We start from the raw sequence: 22,735 nt of genomic DNA on the forward strand, positions 1-22,735 counted from the left end.
CGCGCCCTCACGGGGACGGGCGCGGCGCTCATGAGCAGCACGGCGGTGGCGAGGACCGCGCCCGGACGACGGCGCGGCGGCTTGGGAACAGCGGGAACGGACACCGGAGACTCCGCGTGAGGCACTTCCCCCGGAGTCTGCACGGCCTTGCCCTCGCTCGCACCCCTCATGCGCTCGTGGACACCACGGTCTCCTGTCGAGGCATGCAGGGGCAGCAGGACACCCCGGCCCGCGGGCGGCTCGGTGGTCGCGGCTCCCGACCTCAATACACAGAGCCTTCTTGCGCGATGTGCATCACCAGCACATGGCGCATGGTCTTGCCCATCCACTCATCCAGCTCCGCGATGAGGCCGGTGATGACGTTCATCCCTCGCGGATTGATGGCCGGATAGATGAGACCGTGCCAGGGAATGTTCCGGACGTGGAGGGGCGGGCCCCACGCTCCCACGATGGGCACCTCCCGGAAGATGAAGTCGAGGATGGCCCGCAGGCGTCTGGGAGAGGGTGTGACGTCGGGGCAGCGCCAGGCCAGCAGCTTGGCGGCGGCGACATCCATCATCTGCCGGACCTGGGGTTGCGTGTCGTACATGTCCTCGACAGTCCGCGTCTTGTCGAGCAGTTCCGCAGTCTCTATTTCATTCCAGCGGAAGATGTGGGTCCGCTGCTTCAACGCCTCGCTGCATTCCGACAGCGCCAGGGCGAACAGTGATTCGAAGTGGTCTCCATAGTCCAAGGCAAGTGCCCGGGCCTTGGGCTCGGACATGTTCATGGCCATTTCGTTGAACTTCATCACCTCGTCGGCGATGAAAATCCCCAACTGGCCCGAGGTCTTGCCTTCGAGCTCTTCGAACAGCTGTCTGGCGATTCGAGGCGTGATGAGCTCCTTTGCCTTCCGATTGCAGCTGATGGCCACCAGCATGTTCTTCTGGTCCGCGTCGGCCAGCGAGTTGAAGAACAGCAGTTGGGGAAATGGGGCGCCTGGGGTTTCCATGGAGTCTCCTTGGGCGTCTGGGAGACGCGCCACGGATGCCGAGGTGAGGGGAGTATTGAGTATGTCTATTGGCTGATGGCGTGGATGACAAGTCTTCGAGCGTGTCATCCACTCAGTGCCGTACCCGCATGGGGATGTTTCTGCGGGGTGGGGTCCAGCTCAGCTCGTGCTTCGACCCGAAGCCAGTCGGGGCAGCAGGGCGATGAACGTCGTGCCCTGGCCGTCCTGGGACGTCACGTCGACGGTGCCCCCGTGGGACTCGACGATGTGCTTCACGATGAAGAGCCCCAGGCCGATGCTGCGCCCCGTGTTGCTGTCCGCCGTGCGGGCGCGCTGGAGCGGACGGAAGAGCCGCTCGCGGGCGTCGTCGGGAATGGGCGGTCCCTCGTTGTGGACGGACAGGACGACGCGCGGTGCTTCGCCTTGGACACGCACCGTCACGCGCGAGCTGGCGGGGCTGTATTGAAGCGCGTTGCCCACCAGGTTGCCCAGCACCTGGGCGATGCGGTCCGAATCCCACTCACCGAAGGCATCCCCGTCCGACTCCACGCGCAGCTCCCGCTCCGGGTGGCCCATCTGCAACTCCTCAATCACCTGCTGTGACAGCTCATGCAGGTCCACGGGCCGCCGGTGGATGGGCAGACCTCCGCCCAGGCGCACCTGGGTGAAGTCCAGCAGGTCATGCGTCATCCGCACCGCGCGCTCCGCCGAGGCCTGGATGCGCAGCACCGAGCGCAGGTTGCGCTCGCTCAGCTCCTCCCGCCGGGCCAGCACCGACGCTCCCAGCTGAATCGCGCTGAGCGGGTTTCGCAGGTCATGGCTGACGATGCCGATGAGCTGCTGCTCGAACTCCGCGCGCCGGCGCGTCTCGGCCTCCTGGCGCTTCTGCTCGGACAGCTCGTGCGCGATGACGGCCACGCCCACCGGCTGGCCCGTCCGGGCGTGGGTGAGGGTGGAGATGGCGTAGCGCACGGGCAGCCGCGCCCCCGTCCGGAGGTTTCGCGCCTGCAGCTCCCCCTCCCAGCGCCCCTTCGTCGCCACGCCGGGCAGGAGCGTGTCCTGGACGAAGGGACGGTCCTCCTCGGGGAAGTAGTCCAGCAGGGACGTGTGGCGCGCCGCTTCCTGTCCCGGGACGCCGAGCATCCGCTGGCCGGCCTCGTTGAGATACGTGATGCGGCCCTCGGTGTCCGCGATGCCAATCGCATCCGAGCTCTGCTCCACCACGACGGCCAGGGCCTTCCGCGCCTGCTCGACCTGGCGCTTCTCCTCGCGTGCCCTGGCCACGGCGAGGTTGCCCTCCACGCGCGCGAGCAGCTCCCGCGCGGAGAAGGGCTTCACCAGATAGTCATTGGCGCCCGCCTCCAGCCCCTCGACGGTGGCCTCCTCGCCCGCGCGGGCCGACAGCAGGATGACGGGGATGTCCGCCGTGACGGGCGAGGCCCGCAGCGCGCGCAGCAACCCGAAGCCATCCATCCCCGGCATCATCACGTCGCTGAGCACCAGGTCCGGCCGTCGGGCCCGCGCCTGCTCCAGCGCCTCATGCCCGTTGGCGGCCGTCTCCACCGCGTAGCGTCTACCCAGCAGGCGCTGGACGTAGTCGCGCATGTCCACGTTGTCATCCACCACGAGCACCGTCTCGCTGGCGTGGGACGTCCGGTCTTCACGGCGCGCAAGAGGGGGCGCCTCGTCGTCGGTGACCTCGATGGAGGCCGGAGCCTCCAGCCACGTCCGCGCTTCGCTCACGAAGGCCCGGAGGTGGGTGGTGTGACCTGGCTCCTGGGGCTTCAGGTGCCCGGCGGGCAGGTGCGCATGGCCCAGGGGCAGCCACACGGTGAAGGTGCTGCCATGTCCCTCCACGCTGCGCACGGCGAGCCTGCCCCCGTGCAGCTTCACCAGCTCCTGCACCAGCGCGAGCCCGATTCCGCTGCCCTCGTAGCTGCGCCCGTGCGCGCCCTGCACGCGGTGGAAGCGCTCGAAGATGCGCGGCAGCTCCGCTTCGGGGATGCCGGTGCCCGTGTCCGTCACCGACACCTCCACCCCGTCGTCCTTCGCCGCGCACGCGACGCGAATCTCCCCGGCCAGGGTGAACTTGAAGGCATTGGAGAGCAGGTTGAGGATGACCTTCTCCCACAGCTCGCGGTCCACCCAGACGGGCTCGGGGAGGGGCTCACACGACACGACGAGCCTCAGGCCGGCGCGCTCCACGGTGGAGCGGAAGGCGCTGGCCAGGTCCGCCGTGAGCGCGCCCAGGTTCGTGGGCGCGAAGGAGGCCCGCGTCCGGCCCGCCTCGATGCGCGAGAAGTCGAGCAGCGTGTTGACCAGCTTCAAGAGCCGCAGCCCGTTGCGGTGCACCGTCTCCTGGCGATGCCGCTGGCGCGGCCCCAGCGGCTCCTCGGCGTCGCGCAGGCCGTCCTCCACCGGGCCCAGCATCAACGTGAGCGGCGTGCGGAACTCGTGCGAGACATTGCTGAAGAAGGTCGTCTTGGCCCGGTCCAGCTCGGCCAGGGCCTCCGCGCGGCGGCGCTCCTCTTCACGGGCCCGCGCGGTGGTCACCGCCGTCGTCACGCCGCTGGCCACCAGCTCCAGGAAGCGGCGATAGGCCTCGTCCAGCGCCCGACGGGGGCTGATGCCCAACACCAGGAAGCCCAGGGGCAGGGCTTGTCCGGGACGGGGCATGGGCAGCACCACCACGGACGTGGTCGCCTCGGGCCAGGGGCCACCGGGCAGCGGCCCCAGGGACTCGGGGAGCTGCTCGAGCCGCAGCGACTCTCCGGTGTGTGCCACGCGGGCCAGGGGCCAGGTGTCCGGGCGGGGCTCCTCGTCCAGGAGGATTCGGGCGGGGGCCGCGCGGCTGTCCGACGGCAGGCCGCTGAGCGCCACGAGGCTCGCCGTGCGCTCCGCGTCATCGGTGAGATAGAGCAGCGCGAGCGGCACGTCGTTCAGGTTGCCCGCGAGCACGCGCGCCATCTCCCGGCACGTGAGCGCCGGCGTCGCTTGTCCCAGGGCCGCGGCGCTCAGCTCGGAGAGCGTGCGCAGCCTGCGCTCGTTGAGCACGCGCTCGGTGGTCTCGGTGAGCGCGGCGAAGATGCCGCCCACGCCGCCGGACTCGTCGCGGATGGGGCTGTGGCTGTAGGAGAAGTAGCACTCCTCCACGTAGCCGTTGCGGTCCAACGGCATCATCAAATCTTCCACGCGGATGGGCTCGCCGGTGGCCTGGATGCGCTCCCAGCCGGGGGCGAGCATGGTGTCCCACACCTCCGGCCAGGTGATGGAGGCCTCCTGTCCCAGCGCGGCGGGGTGCTTCGTCGCGCCGCAGATGGGACGGTAGGCGTCGTTGTACATCTGCACGTAGCGCGGGCCCCACGCCAGGTAGAGCGGGTAGTTGGACGCCAGGACGATTCCCACCGTGGTGCGCAGGGACTGCGGCCAGCGCTCCACCGGGCCCAGGGGCGTCTTCTCCCAGTCGATGCGTCGGAGCAACGCGCCGCACTCGCCGCCGCCGCGCAGCACCTCCTCCACGGCTCGGGGGCCCCTCATCGCGCCAGTCCTCCCGCGGCGCTCTCACCCGACACCCGGCAGGGCAGGTGCACCGTGAAGGTGGCGCCCTGGCCCGGCGCGCTGCGCACGTCGATGGTGCCCCCCATGGCCCGGACGTTCTGCCGGGTGACGTACAGGCCCAGGCCCAGGCCGCCGTAGTGGCGTTCGGAGACGGCGCGCTCGAACTTCTCGAAGATGCGGTCCATGGCCTCCGCAGGGATGCCGATGCCTTCGTCCCGGATGCTGAACCAGGCGTGCTCCGCGGTGCGTCCGGTCCGCAGGTGGACGGGGTGGCCCTCGCCGTACTTGAGGGCGTTGGCGAGCAGGTTCGACACGGCCTGCTCCAGCCGCGCGCGGTCCCACTGGCCCACCACTTCGCCCAGCTCCGTGTGGATGGGGGTGCTGGTGCGCTGGGATTCGGCGTCGAAGCGCAGGGCCACCTCGTGGAGCAGCGCGCCCAGGTCCACCGGCTCCGGCTCCAGGCGCAGCTGGCCTCCGCTGATGAGCGTGACGTCGAGCAGCTCGCCCACCAGCGTCGACAGGCGCTTCACCTGTCGCTGCATGACCTCCAGGTCCGCGGGCAGCCGCTCCAGCAGCTGCGGGCCGCGGCCTTCCTGGGCCACCCGGGCCAGCGTCTGGAGCTTCAGGTGGAGCGGCGTCAGGGGCGTCTTGAGCTCGTGGCTGGCCACGGCGAGGAACTCGTCGCGAATCCGGATGGCCTCGTCCATGGCGACCAGCAGTCGCTCTCTTTCCTGTTCGACCTGTTTGCGGTCGGAGATGTCGATGACCGAGCCGATGTAGCCCAGGAACTCGCCCGCCGGTCCGAAGCGGGGGCTGGCCGAGTCGATGGCCCAGCGGTACCGACCGTCCTTGTGTCGCAGCCGGTAGTCGAGCTGGAAGGGGAGGTGGTCGGCGTTGGCGGCGAGGAAGACGGTGCCCGCGCGCTCGGCGTCGTCCGGATGCACGGCGCCGAGCCAGCCGAAGCCCAGGCTCTCGGCCTCCGTCTGCCCGGTGAACTCGTACCAGCTGCGGCTGAGATACAGAGAGCGGCCGGTGACGTCCGTCACCCAGAGCATGACGGGGGCGTGGTCCGCCATGTTCCGGAAGCGGGCCTCGCTCTCCTGGAGGGCGCGTTGGGACGCCTTCTGGGCGGTGACGTCCCGCATGGTGACGAAGACCCGGTCGCTGTGCTCCGGCGAGGGCCGGGTCAGGGTGAGCATGACGTCGACGTGGCGGCCTCGCAGCGTCTTGAGCACGGTCTCCAGCTCCAGGCGCGTGCCGCCTTCCCAGAACATGACGAGCTCGTCGGTGAATGCCGCGGCCGTCTCCGGGAGGAAGATGCGGGAGAGGGACAGGCTGCCCATCACCTCGTCACGGCCGCGCGCCTCGAGCAGGCGGGCGGTGGCCTCGTTCACGTCCAGGACCTCCACCCAGCCCGCGGCCTCCATCACGAAGCCGGGATGCTCCGCGAGCCAGGCGCGCAGGTCCGTGACGCCCGATGCGCGCAGGGCGTCGAGCGCATTCGTCACGGCGGTGAAGTCCTCCACCCAGAGGGAGACATCCACTGCGTCGAAGAGCTCCGCGTCCCGTGTGCCCCTGGCTGTTCCAGCCCCACCCAAATGTGCCTCCTCGGTACCCCGCTCGCGTGGCCCTGGGTTATCAGCCCGGCCGGGTCGGCCGTGTCACAAAGATTCTGGAGTCGCCAGGAGTCAACGAACAGGCATCTTCCGGGCGTCCACCGCTCGGACGCCTCCTCGGTGGGCCGGCGCCGGACGCCCGCCCGGACGCCCGGGGGGCCGGGCCTGGCTCCGCGTGGCGCGGAGGCGCACGGGCGATGCCATGCGCGTGCGCTCCCGTGTCCGGGACGCGGTGGGGTGACTTGTCATTGATAGGGATTGGAGGACGAGGCCGGAGAGGGCAGGGGCCTGACCCGCCGCTGGTTTCGGGTGACCCCCGTGGCGCGAGGCACTAAGAGGGGCCTCCATGTCCCGTCCCTGGGCGACATACGCGCTGCTCTTCCTGGGCTTCTTCGCGGTGCTGGCGGCGTTCCCCGTCTACACCCCCTTCGATTCCAAGCTGACGCTCCCCACCACGCTGTCGCTCCTGCGCGAGGGGAACATCGCCCTGGACGAATACGCGCCCACCTTCCAGGTGCACCAGAACGGCCTCTTCGAGCGCGACGGCCACTACTACAACTACTTCCCCCTGGGTCCCTCGCTCGTCGCCGTGCCCATGGTGGCGATGGTGGATGGCTTCGTGCGGCTCGTCACCCCCGTGGGCGGCCTCCACCCGTCACTGGGCAGGTCCCTGGCCCACTGGCGCCACCTCCACGACACCACCGGCCTGGTGGACCTGAACGCGTGGAACGAGCCGCAGCGCTACTTCGCCTCCGCGGTCACGGCCCTGGCGGGTGTCGCCATGTTCGTGCTCGGCATGTCGCTGAAGCTGTCCCGCCGTCGCGCGCTCCTGCTCGCCGCCGTCTTCGTCTTCTGCACGCCGCTGCTCTCCACCGCCAGCCGCGCCTTGTGGCAACACGGCCCCTCGCTCCTGTTCCTCACCCTGACGCTCGTCTGCCTCGTGCGCGCACGGGACAATCCCGCCGTCGTCGGCTGGGCGGGCCTCCCGCTGGCGCTCGCCTACGTGATGAGGCCGACCAACGGGCTGTCCGTGCTGCTCTTGTCGCTCTACGTCGTGTGGACCTACCCGCGTCAGGCCTGGAGGTTCTTCGCGAGCGCGCTCCTGGTGGCCATCCCCTGGGTGGCGGTGAACCAGGTCCACTACGGCTCCGTGCTCGCGCCCTACTACGAGCCGCAGCGCCTGGAGTGGTCCTCCTCGCGCGTGGCCGAGGCCCTGGCCGGCAACCTCGTGTCCCCCGGCCGCGGGTTGTTCGTCTTCACCCCCGTGCTGCTCTTGAGCGCCTGGGGCCTGTGGCTGGACGTGCGCGCCCGGACCTTCACCCGCCTGCACGCCGTGCTGCTCGCGGTGGTGGCGCTGCACTGGTTCTCCATCTCCACCTTCCCGCACTGGTGGGGAGGGCACTCGTATGGCCCGCGCTTCTTCACGGACATGGTGCCCTACCTCGTCTTCTTCCTCGTCCCCGTGGTGCGCTCGCTCCAGTGGAAGGGCCCCGAGGCCCGGCGCGGACTGACGGCCACCTTCGCGGTGCTGGCCACGCTGAGCCTGCTCATCCACATCCATGGCGCCAGCTCGCGCGCCGTGTATCGCTGGAACAGCCTGCCGCTCGACGTGGACGAGCACCCGGAGCGACTCTGGGATTGGACCGACCCCCAGTTCCTCGGCCGCCGCTGAGACACGGGGCCTCCGTGCCCTGGTTGGCTGGGGGGCGCTGTCCTATCCTCGCGCGGTGCATCCCCGGTGCACCGCACCCTGTCCCAGGAGCCCCGCCCGTGCCGACGTCCGCCCCGCCCCGTCGAGAGCCACCCCAGGGCCCGTGGGCGCGCTTCCTGGACTTCATGGAGCTGACCTCCCCCGAGGGGAAGTGGGGGTGGGGCCTGGTGCTCGGCCTGCTCGTCATCGGCTTCTGGCCGCTGGCGCTGCTGGGGGTCCTGGACGTGAGCGGGACGCCGCGCAAGGTGCTCGTCGCGCTGGGGCCCGCGTCCATCTGTCTGGGATTGGCCCTGCTCGTGCTGGTGTGCGGCTACCGGTATGGCGAGTCGCTGCGCATGTCGCGCGGCAAGACCTGGGGCCTGGCCGCGCTGTTCGTGGGGCTGGGCCTGGCGGGGGCCGCGGGCCTGTGGTTCAGCGAGAGCTGAGCCCCGAGGGGGCGCTCAGCCCGCCTGGTCCGCGCCCTCGAAGGTGACCTTCGCGCGGTTCATCACGTACTCCACCGCGAGCAGGTACCAGCCCATCTCCGCCAGCCGCTTCGTCGTCTCCGGAGACTCGCGCAGGGCGGCGTGGGCATCCGCGGCGGTGAGCCCGAAGGGCTCCATCTGGAGGGCCACCAGCTGCTCGAGCTTCTCCGGCGTCAGCTGGAGCTTGTGCTCCTCGGTGACGGCCTTCAGCACGATGCCGATGTGCAGCCGCCGCTCGACGTCCGCGCGCGTGGTGTCGTCCGTGAGCCAGCCCTCCAGCGCCTCACGCTGCTCGTCCACGTCGAACTGGTGGTCGACCAGGCCCTGGCCCTCGGCCTGGACCCAGCGGCGGCGCAGCTCCTCGTCCACCAGCGCGCGCGGCAGCTCCACCGGGGCGCGCTGGATGAGCTCGTCCAGCACCAGGTCCCGCGCCTGCACCCAGAGCTCGGCGGCTCCCTGGTCCTCCAGCTCCTCGCGCAGGTGGTTCATCACCTCGTCCAGCGTGGCGCCCATCCCCAGCTTCGCGAGGAACTCCGGGTCGCTGTCCGGCAGCGGCGTCACCTCGTGCGCTCCCAGCACGTCCACCAGGAATCGCGCGGGCTTTCCCCGCAGCGACTCCACCGGGTAGGTGTCCGGAAGCTCCAGCGCGACCTGCAGGGACTCGCCCACCTTGCCGCCCTCGGCCAGCGACTCGCTGAGCCCGGGCAGCATCTCGATGGGCGCCAGCTCCGTCGTCAGGCCGAAGCGCGAGGAGAAGGGGATGAGCCGGCCATCGCAGTAGCCCACGATGTTGAGCTTCACCTCGTCGCCCAGGGCCAGCGGCTCACCCGCCTGCCGCTCGCGCGAGGGGGACACGGCGCGGTGCTTCTCGTGGAAGGCGCGCAGCAGGTCCTCCTCCGTCAGGTCCGGCGGCGTGGGGACCAGCACGGAGATGCCCTCCAGGGAGGGCGCGCTCACGGTGGGCAGCTCCAGCGCCTTGGCGGACACGAGGCTGACCACCGGGCTCATCTTGAGGAGCCGCTCGACGCCCTGACCTGCTCCTTGAGACCCTTGCTTGCTGCTCACGAATGCTCCCGGGAGATAGGCCTGCCAGCGTCCGCGCCAATGGGGGGAAAAGCGACGGCTCGGCATGGACCAGGGCATAGTCCAGCCGAGCCGCTCTGACAAACCCCGCGATGGGGTCGCTGCTCTAGAAGAAGGCGCCCACGATGCTGGACACCGTGGAGACCGCGGCGCCCACCTGGCTGACGATGGGGATGTTGGTGGCGGCGGCGATGGAGCCCACCGCGGTGATGACCGACGTCACCTTCTTGCCGGTGCTCGCGTTCTTGTCCATCAGCGTCGCGCCCGCGTTGGCCACGTCGACCGCGGCGATGGCCACGTTGACGCCCGGGGCGAAGCGGCCCAGCGTCTTGGCGGCGGTGCCGGCGGCGGCCTTCGCGCCCTGCTTGAGCGCGGCCTCACCGACCTCGGAGCCCGCCGTCTTCAGCAGCGCCTTGGCGGCCGTGCGCGGACCGGTGCCCAGGCCCTGGGCCAGGGTGCTGGTCGCCTTCGCCGTCTCGGAGGCGGCGGCCTTGACGGCCCGGCTGACGCCCTTGGCCGTGCCACCCTCGAACAGGCTGGTGGTGGCCGCGTTCTTGACGGCCTTGAGCACGTCGTCGCTGGCGTTGGGGAGCGTCTTCTTGAACGCGTCGACGGCCTTCTTGCCCGCCTCCAGCTTCTCCTTGAAGACGGTGCCGCCGAGCACGCCGCCCATCACCTTGCCGCCCAGGATTCCGCCCGTCGCGGCCGTGATGCCCGCCTTGGTCGCGTCCAGCGAGGAGCGCGTGGCGGCGAGGATGTCGTCCTTGCTGCCGGTGCGGATGGCCTGGCGGATGTCCTTGATGGCCGTGGCGCCCGACATCACCGCGCCGGGGATGCCCGCGTAGCGCGCGGCGGCCTTCATGCCGGCGCCCAGCTTCGTCAGGCCCTTGAACTCACCCGCCTTGTAGGTGGGGTTGCTGACGAAATCGAGGTTCTTGCCCGTCAGCAGGCCCTCGGCGCCGTTCTTGATGTTCTTGATCTGCTGGAAGGCGTCCTTGCCGTACCCGAAGGCCTTCGCGCTCTGGGTGGCGACCGCCGTGGCGCCCTTGATGAGCTCCTTGTTGTCCTCAACGGTCTTCTTGACGTCCTGCACCGTCTTCTGGACGTTCGTGCGGACGGTGTTGATGGTCTTCCGGATGTCGAAACCCATGGTGGGGCCTCACGAATTCAAAAAAGAAGGAACTTGCCGGGATTATCGCGATCAGCCCGCGGGAGTTGCGTCGGGGTCGGTCCGAAAACCATATTGAACGGATGGTTTTTTATCCTGACTCCGTGTAAAAGCCGGAACTCCACAATCACCCTCATTGAGCACGTGTCCTGGCGCCCCCCGGCCCGGGCCGCGGCAGGGAGCGGTATGCGCAAGCTGTCCATGGTGGGCGTCATGTTGTGCGGAGCATGGGTCTCGGGCTGCGATGGCGGGCTCCAGGAGCCCATGTCCCAGCCTCCTTTGGGGGGCGCTGGTGGCACCGCGGCCTCCGTCTCTTCCAACCGCCAGGCGGTGGTCTCCCCCGCGCTCGAGGCGGCGCTCGCCTGTGTCGAGGGGTACGTCGCGGCGGGGACGTGTGATTGGGCGCACTGGAGCGAGATGTGGGAGACGTGCAGGACGTACGAGCACGCGGAGCTCGAGGACGGCCTGTTCCTGGAGGAGGTCCAGTCGGACGCCTGCACGGCGGACAACTGGGCCGCGCTGCGCGCGAAACTGCTCGCCCCGCGTCTGGCGCCCGTGGTCCTGCGCGACGACTGTCACGGCGACTCGACCATCCTCCAGGAGTCCTCGGCCAACGGTTGTTACGCGCTCCCCGCCGGGGCGGGGGCCTCGTACGTCGACGTGGCCATCGGCAAGGAGGTGACGCTGCATGCCGGGGCGGACTGCTCCGGGGACTCGGTCACCGTCGAGACCAGCGCCAACCTCTGTGAGACCTCGTTCGCGAGCGGCGCGAGCGCGAACGACGGCGTGCGCTCGTACCGGGTCCAGGACGTGGAGGCCCCCGCCTCGCCCTACCGGTACACCTGCTCCGCGTCGGAGCCGGCGTGCGTCGAGAACCACAACAAGCGGCTGGGCGCCATCAACAAGAAGCACACCGTCAAGGTCGTCCGTGTGACCTACGCGGGGCGGAGCACCCCCTCGCTGTCCGACATCCGCAACAACGTCCGCGACCTCTACTCGTTCTTCGGCGTCGCCTCGGGCGGGCAGGTGGGGCTGGAAATCACCGCGTCGCAGACGGTGGAGGTGACGAGCGCGAACTGCTCGAAGGCGAAGAACCAGGCGGTCCAGAAGGCCCGCTCGAACGCGTTCCTGACCGTGTACTCGATGCCCAGCGGCATGTGCTCCGTCTCGAACGCGGGCTCCAACCGCGTCTTCCTCAAGGGGGGCCTGTTCCGTGACTATGCCCACGAGGTCGGCCACGTGCTGGGGCTGGCGCACGGCAACACCCGCAACCCGACGACGGGTGAGGTCGACCACTACGGTGACTCGAGCACGTACATGGGCAGCAACGGCTCGGACAACTACAACCTCCCGCAGCTGCACTGGCTGGGGTGGACGAAGAAGGAGGACCTGGTCCAGGTGAACTCCGTCGTCGACAACGGGGGTACCATCGACATCACGCTCCGGCCGGTGGGGCGCAACGCCGAGAGCAGCAACCCCCACCCGCTGGGGGCCGTCTGGGACATCCCCGGCACGGACCAGCGTTTGTTCATCGCCGTGCCGAAGCCGCGCCTCAATGGTTCGAATCAAATCGAGGGCGGCACGGTGTTCGTCTATCGCGCACCCAAGTGCGTGGGCTGCACGGGCATGGCCATGGGGACCATGGTGATGGCGCGGTTCGGCGCCGAGTCCGTCAACGAGCACGAGGTGCAAGGCCTGTTCATCCGGCCGGTGCCTCCCAATGATGACTACGTCGTCATCCGCGAGGACGGCAAGAACATCAAGGTGTTCAACTCCGTCACGCTGCGCATCCGCAGGTAGCCGAGGGGGCGCGGCCGGGACGGGGGCGTCTGGTTCGTCCCTCCGTCCTGGCCGTTCTCGGGAACAAAGTCGTTCCGGTCCGTGTCGATATGTACGAACGTACACATGCGGGAGCTGTCCCGTGTGGGGGGCTCGTTCGAACCTTCGATTCACGCTCCGGGGCGCTCACGTCGAGGCCCTGCCGTGGCAGGAGTCTCCGTGGTGAAGCGCCGCAGTGACCCGGCCCGACGCGACCGCATCATCGACGCGGCGCTGGAGGTCATCGCCGAGGGAGGGGTGGCGGGGACGTCACACCGGCGTGTCGCCGAGCGGGCGGACGTGCCGCTGGGGTCGATGACCTACCACTTCACCAGCATGGATGAGCTGCTTCGCGAGGCCTTCACCCGCTTCGCCGAGCGGGTCAGCGAGCGCTTCGCGGCGCGGCTGTCGGCGGTGGAAGACCGCGAGCAGCTGGCGGCGGCCATCGTCGAGCTGGTGCACGAGGACCTGGTGGCGGGGCCGGATGACCTGGTGCTCACGCTCGAGCTGTACACCCTCGCGGCCCGGAAGCCCGCCTTCAGGCAGATCACCCACGACTGGATGCGCCGCAGCCGCGCGGTGCTCGAGCGCCACGTCGACTCGCGGACGGCCCACAAGCTCGATGCGCTGATCGAAGGGCTGTTCATCCACGTCAGCCTCGACGCCACACCGCATGGCCGCGACGTCACTCGCGACGCCGTGCTCCGATTCCTCTCCCCCTAGAGCCGCCTCATGAACTCCTCCCTCCCTCCGTCGGTGCCTCGGGCGCACCGCGCGGCCCGCGCCGCCGTGGCGGTGCTGTTCCTCACCAACGGCGCCATCCTGGCCAACCTGCTGCCGCGCTATCCGCAAATCAAAGCGGACCTGGGGCTCACCAATGCGCAGTACGGGCTCGCCATCGCGTCCTTCCCCTTCGGGGCGTTGATGGCGGGGCTCGCCGCGGGAGCCATCATCCGTCGCTTCCGCTCGTCCCGGGTCGCTGTCGCCGGCACGGTGCTCACGGGGCTGGGCCTGCTGCTCGCGGGCCTCGCGCCCTCGTGGGCCGCGCTCGCCGTGACGTTGTTCCTGGCGGGCAGCATGGACGCCATCACCGACGTGGCGCAGAACGCGCATGGCCTCCGGGTGCAGCGCCTCTATGGCCGCTCCATCCTCAATTCGTTCCACGCGCTGTGGAGCGTGGGCGCGGTGGTGGGCGGGCTCATGGGCGGGCTGGCGGCGGGGCTCGCTGTTCCACGGGGCCTCCACCTGGGGCTCTCCGCGCTGCTCTTCTCCGGCGTCTCGCTGACGGCCTTGCGCTTCCTGTTGCCCGGGCCCGAGCCCACCGAAGCCTCCGGGGCCGCCGCGCATGCGGAGGGGGCTTCCGTGAAGCGGGGAGCGGGGCGACTGCGGCTCGTGTTCTCGATGGCGGCGCTGGTCCTGATTGCCAGCAGTGGCGTGCTCGTGGAGGACGCGGGGATGACGTGGGCGGCGGTCTATCTCTCGGGCACGCTCGGGGCGAGCGTGGCGGTGGCTTCGTTCGGCTACGTGGCGCTCGTGGGGGCGCAGTTCATCGGGCGGCTGTTCGGGGACCGGCTCGTCGACCGGTTCGGACAGCGGGCCGTGGCGCGGACGGGCGGCGCGCTCGCGGCGCTGGGGATGGGGGGCGCGCTGTTGTTCCCCTCGGTGCCCGCCACCATCGTGGGCTTCGCGTTCGCGGGCTTCGGTGTGGCCACGCTGGTGCCCGCGGCGATGCACGGCGCGGACGAGCTGCCCGGGTTGCGGCCCGGCACGGGCTTGACGGTGGTGAGCTGGTTGATGCGATTGGGGTTCCTGCTGTCGCCCCCCGTGGTGGGGCTCATCGCCGACGCGGTGGGGCTGCGCCTGGGGTTGCTCGTGGTGCCGCTCGCCGGAGGGCTCGTGATGGCGCTGGCGGGTGTGCTGTCGGCCAGGCGCGTGACAGCGCCGCGGGGCGGAGGCTGAGCCGCGGGCCCGCATGAGGGAGCGGCCCACTCGGTGGAACGCAAGGCAGGACCCGGGGTGTCTGAAGGCGACGCCCCTGGAGGCCTCGTGTGCTGACCTTCGTGATGCTGACCCTGCTGGCCGCGCCTCCCGTGGAGGTCGAGGTCTTCGTCCCGCTGTGTGACAACGCGTTGATCGAGTGTGGCCGGGCTGCCGCCGGGGCTCCGCGCGCGCTGGAGACGAACCTCTACTGGGGCGCGATGTACGGCGCGGAGCGGTACCTGTCCCGGGCTCCTGGCTTCAAGGTGATGAGCCGCGAGCCGGGGCCCGAGGGGAGCGTGGTGCTGCGTGAGCTCATCCTCGAGCGGACCCCCGCGAAGGGGGAGCGACCCGTGCGGCTGAAGCTGCTGGCCTACGCAGGCGACGCCATCGACACGGCGCTGGAGGACTTCCTGCGCGCGGCGGCGGGCGCCAGTCGCGCCGACCTGCTGGTGTGGGCCGGGCATGACCGGCTCATGGACCGCGAGCCTCCCCAGGTGAAGGTGCCACCGGGCGCCACGCCCCGGCCCGTGGTCGTCCTGGCCTGCATGAGCGAGCAGTACTTCGGCCCGGTGTTGAAGGCGCTGGGCTCGACTCCCATCGCGCTCACGCGGACGTTGATGGCGCCCGAGGCCTATCTGCTGGAGGCGCTGGCCAGCACCGTGGCGCGGCATGGGCCCACGGAGCCCACCGCCCTGCGCACGGCGCTCGTGGAGGCGTATGCGCGGTATCAGCGCATCTCGCCGCGTTCCGCGGGCTCCGTCTTCTCGAAGCCGCCCCCGACGAAGGCCGCGAGGTCTCCCTGTCCCAAGGGCGCCACGTTGAACGCTTCGTGTGCGGGAAGGCCGGTCACGCCGGTGGAGTGACTCGCTGGCGCCGTGCACGCGGTCATCCAGGAGTCTCGACTCCCGATGGACCGAGGGGCGCTTCAGCGAGCCACCTCCGGCTCGCTCCTCACCGGGCGCGCTCGACTCCGGCGGGCGGGCGGAGAACTCCCAACCGGGCAGGGCCCGGAGGCGCTCATCAGCGAGCCACCCCCGGGCCACGGCGCATCGGGCCGCTGTGACGACTACGGACTGGTGGAGAAGCTCCCCGCCCAGGCCCCGTAGGACAACGTGGTGATGCCGTTGCGGGTGCTGGCCGTGTAGCTGCTCTGCCCGGGTCGGATGGTGACCGTCATCGTGCCGCCGCTGGAGGCAATCGCCCCCGCGTGCACGCCGGCCGCGCAGGCGTTCGAGTCATCCGTGTAGATGTCCGTGCCCCACACCGTCCCGCTGCTCGTGGCGGGGCAGCTGCAGCGGATCTGCGTCCCGTTCTGCCCGCGGTAGGACGTGAAGTCGTAGGTGGAGCAGGCCTGCACCGGCGTCGTGTTCGTGAACGTGAAGCTCCCCGGCCAGGCGCCGTAGGAGAGCGTGGTGATGCCATTGCGGGTGCTGGCCGCGTAGCTGCCCTGGCCCGGCTGGATGACGACCGTCACCGTGCCGCCGCTGGAGGCAATCGCCCCCGCGTGCACCGCGGCCGCGCAGGCGTTCGAGTCGTCCGTGTAGATGTCCGTGCCCCACACCGTCCCGCTGCTGGTGGCGGGGCAGCTGCAGCGGATCTGCGTCCCGTTCTGCCCGCGGTAGGACGTGAAGCTGTAGGTGGAGCAGGCCGCGACGCCGCCGGTGCCGTAGAGGGCGTCCAGCGCGGTGAGGTCGGAGCTGGTCCACTCGCCCGTCTCCGTCGAGCGGAAGCAGGAGTTCATGACGGAGCCGCCCACGGTGGCCGTGGTCGGCGTGCCCGGGATGTGGATGGCGCCCACGCCCGCGTCGCCCTCGTCACCGCCTGCGCCGCAGCTGATGCTGCGGTTGTAGTAGTCCGAGTGGCGGAAGCCGATGGCATGCCCCAGCTCGTGCGTGATGACGTGCTCGTTCACGTCCGCGCTGTAGGCCTGCAGGCCGGTGCCGATGTTGATGATTCCATAGGGCAGGCCCCCCGAGGGGAAGCCCGCCGAGCCGCCCGTGCCCGTCGTCGTCTGCGCGGTGATGTTCGCCGTGCAGCCGGTGCTCGGTCCGCGCGCGAAGGTGAGGCGCAGCCCCCGCTCGTTGTAGTTGGCGATGGCCAGGTCCAGGCCCTGGCTCAGCATGCTGTAGGTGTTGAAATCGGGCGTGGGGTTGACGCAGATCTTCGTCACGCCCGTGCCCACCTGGTTCGTCGTGCGGTACTGCTCCGAGCTCTCGTCCAGGGACTGGAGCATCTCCCGGGAGGCCTCCAGCGTGACGTGCGCGTCACGACCGACGTACACCTTGCCGTCGGCGATGAGGAGGTCGTCGACGCGGAAGCCGGCCTCCACCAGGTTGGAGACGATCTCCTCGTTCTCCATCTCCGGGTCGACACCGCAGCCGACCCACAACGCACCACAGCTGACAGCGAGGACTGCTGCCTTCTTGAACATGGGGCCCTCTCATCTCTGACCGCGGGGAGCGCGCCGCCGGCCTGGAGTCCCATGCCACCGGGCGACGCTCCGGGAGCATCTCTCCGGCATAAACAGTAAATAGCTGTAAAAATTGATTAAGTTGAATATTGGATTCTCGGGGAGGTGCGAGGGATTGCTAGAGTCGAGACATGCGTCCGAGCGTGCGGTGGTCCCGGGGAAGCGTGTCGCGAGTGCTGGTCTGGTTCGTCAGTCTCCTCGTCGTGCTCATCGTCGTGGCCCTGGTCGCGTTCGACCTGTTCATGCGCTCGCGATACGAGCCCACGCTGGACGCGCAGCGGCAGGACGTCGTCGCGCACCTGGACCTGTTCTGCCGGGAGCAGGAGAAGCTCGCCGCCGACCCGTGGTTCCGCGAGCCACGCCCTGACGGGGACGCGGGCCCCGTGCTCAACGCCTGGGTGCACTGGGAGAGCCCGGGCCCCGCGATGCCCGCGGACTCACCGCTCCAGCTTCCCGCGCACCTCAAGGAGAAGAAGACGCTGGAGGAGTGGTTCGCCGCGGACCCGGACCTGTCCTCGCTGCGCTTCGAGTGGATGCGCGAGCTCCAGCGCTTCGACCGGTGGGACCTCGCGCGCAACCTCCCGTTCCGGCATGAGGAGCCGTACAACATGATGACGGCCCCGGTGCCCCACTTCATCGCGCTGTTGGAGTGGTCCAAGCTCCGGCTCCTCCACGGCGTGAAGACAGGGCAGCCCCTGGAGGCCGCCCGGGACGTGCGCCACCTGGCGTGGCTGTCGTATCGGACGGACACCCTCATCGGCGCGATGATTGGCAACGCCCTGCTGGGGCAGGAGCGCCAGGCGCACGCGTTGATGAAGCAGCCTCCCGCCGAGTGGACCCCGATGAGCCAGGCGCAGGGCGACCGCATGCGCGCCGTGTTCTGGGCGAGCACGTCGTTCTCCAGCATCGTCGCGCCCGTGGACGTGGCCCGCAGGGCCCGAAGCTGCGGCTCGGCCATCACCCGCTGCACGGGACTGGTCGAGGCCAGCAACTCGGCGAGATACCTCCAGCCCATCGCCGAGCCGTCGTATCGCGCGGCCTACGCGGAGCTCCAGCAGGAGCTGGCCACGCCCTGTCCCACCTCCATGCTGACGATGCTCTGGGAGCGCGGCGTCACCATCGACGACCGCCAGTCCACCGGCGGCGCCATGCCCGAGCAGCCGACGTGGATGCGCGGCCTGCCCCGGCGGCATGCCAGCAAGTACATCGCCGGAACCCTGCTCGCCATCGGCGGGCCGAACATCGACCTGCTCAAGAAGCTGCCCCAGGCGCCCGCCGCGCCGGGCTCCGCCGAAACCCAGCCCTGAGCCGCGTGGGGCTCCAAGGTGGGGCGGACACAATCCATGACGTCCCCGCGCGGTGACCTCGCGGTGTCTGGCTTCTCCGAGGAGGGGCCGATGCCAGGGGTGGGGGCGCACGCGCGGGTTGGGTCGACCTGGGTGGTGTCTGATGTGTCATTGATGTCACCTCGAGTGCTCGCCGAACCGTGACATTCTCAGGGAGGTTGAAACGCGTGTGTCTCTCCGCGCTACAAATTCCACCCTCGTGAAAGGCCATTTGTCCGAGGGGAGGAAATGAACGGAGGGATTGATCTGCCTGAACAATCTCGTCTACCTTGTAATCGAGGGGAGGGCCCGTGCGCTTGCGACAAGGCATTGGCCCGGCGCTCGCCGAGCGCATCCATTGGGGACGTCAGAGGGTATTCATGGAGGAGCGCCTTTTTCGGCCGATTGCCATTGTCGGCATCGGTGCCGTATTCCCAAAGGCATCCAATCCCCAGGCGTTCTGGGAGCGGGTGCTGACGGGGCCCACGGCCATTCGGGAGCTGACCGGGCGTGAGCTGCGGTTGGACGGGTACTACGCGGCGGACCGCACGGCCGCGGACCGCACCTATTGCAGGCACGCCGCGCCGTTGGACGAGCTGACGCTCGACTATCGGAAGTACCGCATCCCTCCGAAGGTCGCGCAGGACATGCACCGCACGCAGCTCGCGTTCCTGGAGGCGACGGCGCAGGCGCTCGAGGATGCGCGGGGCGTGATGGACACGGTGGCTCCCGAGCGCGTCGGCTTCACCCTGGGCTCCCTGGGCGGAGGGCTTCGTCCGGACACGCGCGTGCGCACCCGCTTGCTGGACATGCGGGAGTGTCTCTCCCGGGCCCTCGCCGAGGCGGCGCTCCCGGCGTCCCTGGCCTCCGAGCTGCTCGAGGCCACGTCCCAGCAGGTCGAGCGCGAGCTGGCGGGCATCACCGAGGACGAGGCCATCGCCTCCTTCAGCAGCGTCTGGGTGGGGCGGGCCGCCAAGCTCTTCAACCTCCGGGGGCCTCACGCGACGGTCGACGCGGGCTACGCCTCCGCGCTGGCCGCCATCCAGACCGCGTGCGACCAGCTCAACGCGGGCGACTGCGACGTCGCGCTCGCGGCGGGCTGCAGCCAGCTGCTCACCCCGCATGACCTCATCGCGTTCAGCAAGCTGGGAGGGCTGTCCGACTCCACGCTGGCTCCGTTCGACCGCCGCGCCAACGGGACGCTCCTGGGGGAGGGCGTGGGGGTCTTCGCGCTCCGGCGCCTGGATGACGCGCTCGCGCGCGGCGAGAAGGTCTACGCGGTGCTGCGCGGCCTCGGCGCGGCCTCGGATGGCAAGGGCAAGTCGCTGATGGCGCCCAACTCGCGGGGCCAGGTGCTCGCGATGCGCCGGGCCTACGCGCAGGCCGGCTATGCGCCCCAGGACGTCCAATACGTGGAGTGCCACGCCACGGGCACCAACCTGGGCGACCTCACGGAGTTCCAGAGCCTCCAGGAGGTGTTCGGCGCAAGCGCTCCGCGGGGCGCCATCCGACTGGGCGGCGTGAAGGAGCTGACCGGCCACCTGCAGGCGGCCTCGGGCGCGGCGGGGCTCATGAAGACGGCCCTGGCGCTGCACCACAAGTTCCTGCCGCCGCAGCACTCGTTCCGGGAGGCCGCGGAGGGCATCGACCTTTCGCGCTCCGCCTTCCACATCTCCAACCAGGGGCGGCCGTGGCCGGAGGTCCAGGAGGGGCCGCGTCGTGCCTCGGTCAGCGCGTTCAGCTTCGGCGGCATCAACTACCACCTGACCCTGGAGGAGTTCTCGCCCGCGTACCACCAGGCGCTGGCGCGCACGCTCCGGGCGCCGCAGGTGGCCGAGCCCATCGCCATCGTCGGCCTGGGCGGCGTCTTCCCGCAGGCGGAGAATCCCGCCGCGTTCTGGGAGAACCTGCTCCAGAAGCGCTGCGCCATCGGTGAGATTCCGGACGAGCGCGCGCCCATCGACCGCTACCTGGACCCCACGCGGCAGAGCAAGGTGCGGCCCTACACCAACCTCGCCGGCTACATCGTCGACGGCGCCTGGCCCCAGGCGCGCATCCGCGTGCCGCCCAAGATGTCCTCGCAGATCGACCGGGGACACAGCTGGACGATGAAGGCCGCGCTCCAGGCGCTCGAGGACGCCGGGGCGACGCGGCAGCAGGTCGACCCGTCGCGCGTGGGCGTGGTGATGGGCTACCTGCCGCCGCTCGAGCGGGAGTTCCAGACCCAGGCCCGCGTGTACTACGCCGAGTTCGACGCGCGCCTGGCCGAGCAGCTGGAGCGCCACGGGGTCGACGCGGCCACGGCCACGAAGCTCCGCGCGTCCGCCGAGGCGCGCTACAAGAGCGAGCTGCCGCCCATCACCGAGGACACGCTGCTCGGGTACCTGGGCAGCCTGGCCGTGGGACGCGTCGCGCACCACCTGGACTTCCAGGGGCCGATGCTCATGGTGGAGTCCGCATGTGCCTCCAGCCTCGCGGCGCTCGACATCGCGATGAACCAGCTGCGCACCCGGCAGTGCGACCTGGTGCTGGTGGGGGGGATGTACGCGTCGCTCGGCGTGGATGCGCTGAGCCAGTGCTGCTCCTTCGGCGGTCTGTCGCAGAAGGGCTCGTTCCCGTTCGACGCCAGGGCGGACGGCTACATCACGAGCGAGGGCGCGGCGCTCATCGCCGTGAAGCGCCTGTCGGACGCGGAAGGAGCGGGGGACCGCATCTACGCCGTGGTGCGCTCGGTGGCCGGGGCCACGGACCCGAAGAACGCCTCCATCTGGGCGCCTTCCTCGGAAGGACAGGTCCAGGCGGTCCGCAGGGCGGTGGAGAAGGCGGGCATCCGCGCCACCGATGTCCAGTACGTGGAGGGCCACGGCACGGGGACGCCCGTCGGTGACCCCATCGAGGTCCAGACGTATCAGGCCGTCTACGGCCGGGCCGCCTCCGAGGGGAAGCTGTTGCTGGGCTCGGTGAAGTCGAACGTCGGCCACCTGAACTCGGGCGCCGGCGCCGTGGCGCTGACGAAGGTCGCCCTGGCGCTGCACCACCAGCAGGTGCCGCCGAACATCGGCTTCGAGACGCCCAACCCGCGCATCCCCTGGTCGCAGGTGTCCTTCGAGGTGCCCACGGAGGTCCAGCCCTGGGTGATGGATGGGCCGGGGCTTCGTCGCGCGGGCGTGACGTCCTTCGGCCTGGGTGGGACGAGCTTCCACGCCGTGCTGGAGGAGTACCCGCGCAAGCCCGCGCAGGACGCGGTGAAGGTGACGAGCGCGGAGCCGACGCGGCCTCCCTTCCTCGCGCTCTCCGGTACGAGCCGCGAGCACCTGTGTCAGCAGGTGGCGCGTCTGCTCCAGGCGGTGGAGCGCGAGCCAGGGATGGACCCTCGGGGTGGGCCCAGGGCGGATGCGGCCCTGCCGTGCCGACTGGCGATGACGCTGCCTCGGGGGCAGGGGGCTCGCAAGGCGCTGGAGCGCGCCCGGACGTTGCTGGCGGGCACGGGCTCGCCGAGCCTTCCGGAGCAGGGCCTCTTCTTCTACGACGTGCGCGACGCGCGCCAGCTCCACACGGGGAAGGTGGCGGCGGTGTTCCCGGGACAGGGGCCGCAGTACGCGAACATGCTGCGCGAGCTCGCGGTGGAGTACCCGCTGGTCGCGAGCACGCTCGCGGAGGCGGATGCCGCCTTCTCGGCGATGACGGGGCAGTCGCTCTCGAGCACCTTCTGGGTGCCTCCTGGCACGGAGGAGGGCTATCGCCAGGACGACGACACCGTGCACGCCGCCGTCTTCGTGGCGAACGTGGCGCTCTACCGGCTCATCCGCGCGCAGGGCATCCGGGTGGATGTGCTGTTGGGACAGAGCGCGGGGGAGTACGCGGCGCTGGCCGCGAGCGGGGTGCTCTCCTTCGAAGAGGCGCTGCGCGCGGTGTACCGGCGTACCCGCGCGGTGACCGGGCTGCGCGTGGAGTCCCCCGGGAGGATGCTCAGCGTCAGCGGGGACTTCGACCGGCTGCGCCGGGTGTTGCCCGAGGCGGGCGGCTACGTGACGGTGGCCGCGGAGAATGCTCCGGGGCAGGGAATCGTCGCGGGCGAGGTCGAGGCCGTCGAGTTCGTCGCGCGCTGGTGCCGCGCGAACGGGTTCGAGGTCCGCGTGCTCCCGGTGTCGCACGCGTACCACTCACGCATCATCGCCGGCGCGGTGCCGCTGCTGCGCGCGGAGCTGGAGCAGCTCACCTGGAATGCTCCCCAGCTCCCGGTCCTCTCCAGCGTTCATGGGCGCTACTACGCGCCCGAGACGGACGCGCGCTTCATGGCCCGGCACCTCGCGCTGCAATACGTGCTGCCGGTCCACTTCGGTCAGCACGTGCGGCGGCTGCACGACGAGGGCACGCGGCTGTTCATCGAAGCCGGGCCCAAGTGGTCGCTGACGGCGTTCATCCAGTCCACGTTGAAGGGTCTGCCGTACCTGGCGCAAGCCAGCAATCACCCCAAGCTGGGCGAGGTCGAGCAGTTCCACCGCCTCCTCGCCTTCAGCTACGCCCACCATCTGCTCCGCGAATAGGTCT

General features: G+C 70.2%; 14 protein-coding genes. 8 read left to right on the plus strand and 6 right to left on the minus strand.

Annotated features, from left to right (window positions below; all coding sequences use genetic code 11):
* Positions 1-262 precede the first annotated feature (262 nt).
* The 3 genes from K8625_RS36175 to K8625_RS36185 form a co-directional block, all read right to left on the minus strand.
* The gene (locus K8625_RS36175) at positions 263-991 is read right to left on the minus strand and encodes a hypothetical protein (protein WP_223785243.1); all 729 of its coding nucleotides are present in this window, start codon (positions 989-991) and stop codon (positions 263-265) included.
* A gap of 159 nt (positions 992-1,150) precedes the next feature.
* Positions 1,151-4,528: an ATP-binding protein gene (locus K8625_RS36180; protein WP_223785244.1), complete on the minus strand. Its 3,378-nt coding sequence runs from the start codon at positions 4,526-4,528 to the stop codon at positions 1,151-1,153.
* Positions 4,525-6,093 carry a PAS domain-containing sensor histidine kinase gene (locus tag K8625_RS36185; RefSeq protein ID WP_223785245.1) on the minus strand — a complete coding sequence of 523 codons (1,569 nt, stop codon included), beginning with the start codon at positions 6,091-6,093 and terminating at the stop codon, positions 4,525-4,527. The genes K8625_RS36180 and K8625_RS36185 overlap by 4 nt, the downstream gene beginning before the upstream one ends.
* Before the next feature lie 418 nt (positions 6,094-6,511).
* On the opposite strand from K8625_RS36185, the gene K8625_RS36190 reads away from it, so the two are divergent.
* Positions 6,512-7,837 carry a hypothetical protein gene (locus tag K8625_RS36190; protein WP_223785246.1) on the plus strand — a complete coding sequence of 442 codons (1,326 nt, stop codon included), beginning with the start codon at positions 6,512-6,514 and terminating at the stop codon, positions 7,835-7,837.
* 98 nt (positions 7,838-7,935) lie between these two features.
* Positions 7,936-8,301: a hypothetical protein gene (locus K8625_RS36195; protein ID WP_223748847.1), complete on the plus strand. Its 366-nt coding sequence runs from the start codon at positions 7,936-7,938 to the stop codon at positions 8,299-8,301.
* A 15-nt stretch (positions 8,302-8,316) separates the two neighbouring features.
* On the opposite strand, the gene K8625_RS36200 is transcribed toward K8625_RS36195, so the two are convergent.
* Together K8625_RS36200 and K8625_RS36205 are read right to left on the minus strand one after the other, a co-directional pair.
* Positions 8,317-9,405 carry a peptidylprolyl isomerase gene (locus K8625_RS36200; protein WP_223748848.1) on the minus strand — a complete coding sequence of 363 codons (1,089 nt, stop codon included), beginning with the start codon at positions 9,403-9,405 and terminating at the stop codon, positions 8,317-8,319.
* Positions 9,406-9,529: 124 nt separating this feature from the next.
* Positions 9,530-10,573: a hypothetical protein gene (locus K8625_RS36205; RefSeq protein ID WP_223785247.1), complete on the minus strand. Its 1,044-nt coding sequence runs from the start codon at positions 10,571-10,573 to the stop codon at positions 9,530-9,532.
* Positions 10,574-10,855: 282 nt separating this feature from the next.
* On the opposite strand from K8625_RS36205, the gene K8625_RS36210 reads away from it, so the two are divergent.
* From K8625_RS36210 to K8625_RS36225, 4 genes are all read left to right on the plus strand, one after another.
* Positions 10,856-12,391 (plus strand): hypothetical protein, encoded by a 1,536-nt coding sequence (locus K8625_RS36210; RefSeq protein ID WP_223785248.1) that lies wholly within the window; start codon positions 10,856-10,858, stop codon positions 12,389-12,391.
* A 201-nt stretch (positions 12,392-12,592) separates the two neighbouring features.
* On the plus strand, positions 12,593-13,132 hold the full coding sequence (locus K8625_RS36215) for a TetR/AcrR family transcriptional regulator (RefSeq protein ID WP_223748851.1): 540 nt from the start codon (positions 12,593-12,595) through the stop codon (positions 13,130-13,132).
* A 9-nt stretch (positions 13,133-13,141) separates the two neighbouring features.
* Positions 13,142-14,368, plus strand: coding sequence for an MFS transporter (locus K8625_RS36220; RefSeq protein ID WP_223748852.1), 1,227 nt, complete (start codon positions 13,142-13,144; stop codon positions 14,366-14,368).
* 89 nt (positions 14,369-14,457) lie between these two features.
* Entirely contained in the window at positions 14,458-15,252 is a 795-nt protein-coding gene (locus tag K8625_RS36225; RefSeq protein WP_223785249.1) for a hypothetical protein, read from the plus strand.
* 203 nt (positions 15,253-15,455) lie between these two features.
* Here K8625_RS36225 and K8625_RS44320 read toward each other — a convergent pair whose 3' ends face one another.
* Positions 15,456-16,820 (minus strand): M57 family metalloprotease, encoded by a 1,365-nt coding sequence (locus K8625_RS44320; protein WP_305070935.1) that lies wholly within the window; start codon positions 16,818-16,820, stop codon positions 15,456-15,458.
* Between the two features lie 170 nt (positions 16,821-16,990).
* On the opposite strand from K8625_RS44320, the gene K8625_RS36240 reads away from it, so the two are divergent.
* Entirely contained in the window at positions 16,991-18,166 is a 1,176-nt protein-coding gene (locus K8625_RS36240; protein ID WP_223748854.1) for a hypothetical protein, read from the plus strand.
* 398 nt (positions 18,167-18,564) lie between these two features.
* Positions 18,565-22,731, plus strand: a complete 4,167-nt coding sequence (locus K8625_RS36245) for a type I polyketide synthase (protein WP_223785250.1) — start codon at positions 18,565-18,567, stop codon at positions 22,729-22,731.
* The last annotated feature ends 4 nt before the right edge of the window (positions 22,732-22,735 follow it).

This window comes from Myxococcus sp. AS-1-15, assembly GCF_020037055.1.
GTDB classification, from domain to species: domain Bacteria; phylum Myxococcota; class Myxococcia; order Myxococcales; family Myxococcaceae; genus Myxococcus; species Myxococcus fulvus.

Bases quoted from the DNA above. Each gene is read 5' to 3' on its own strand.
- K8625_RS44320 (WP_305070935.1), bottom strand. From the start codon at position 16,820: ATGTTCAAGAAGGCAGCAGTCCTCGCTGTCAGCTGTGGTGCGTTGTGG.
- K8625_RS36180 (WP_223785244.1), bottom strand. From the start codon at position 4,528: ATGAGGGGCCCCCGAGCCGTGGAGGAGGTGCTGCGCGGCGGCGGCGAG.
- K8625_RS36220 (WP_223748852.1), top strand. From the start codon at position 13,142: ATGAACTCCTCCCTCCCTCCGTCGGTGCCTCGGGCGCACCGCGCGGCC.
- K8625_RS36210 (WP_223785248.1), top strand. From the start codon at position 10,856: ATGTCCCAGCCTCCTTTGGGGGGCGCTGGTGGCACCGCGGCCTCCGTC.
- K8625_RS36205 (WP_223785247.1), bottom strand. From the start codon at position 10,573: ATGGGTTTCGACATCCGGAAGACCATCAACACCGTCCGCACGAACGTC.
- K8625_RS36240 (WP_223748854.1), top strand. From the start codon at position 16,991: ATGCGTCCGAGCGTGCGGTGGTCCCGGGGAAGCGTGTCGCGAGTGCTG.
- K8625_RS36175 (WP_223785243.1), bottom strand. From the start codon at position 991: ATGGAAACCCCAGGCGCCCCATTTCCCCAACTGCTGTTCTTCAACTCG.
- K8625_RS36245 (WP_223785250.1), top strand. From the start codon at position 18,565: ATGGAGGAGCGCCTTTTTCGGCCGATTGCCATTGTCGGCATCGGTGCC.
- K8625_RS36190 (WP_223785246.1), top strand. From the start codon at position 6,512: ATGTCCCGTCCCTGGGCGACATACGCGCTGCTCTTCCTGGGCTTCTTC.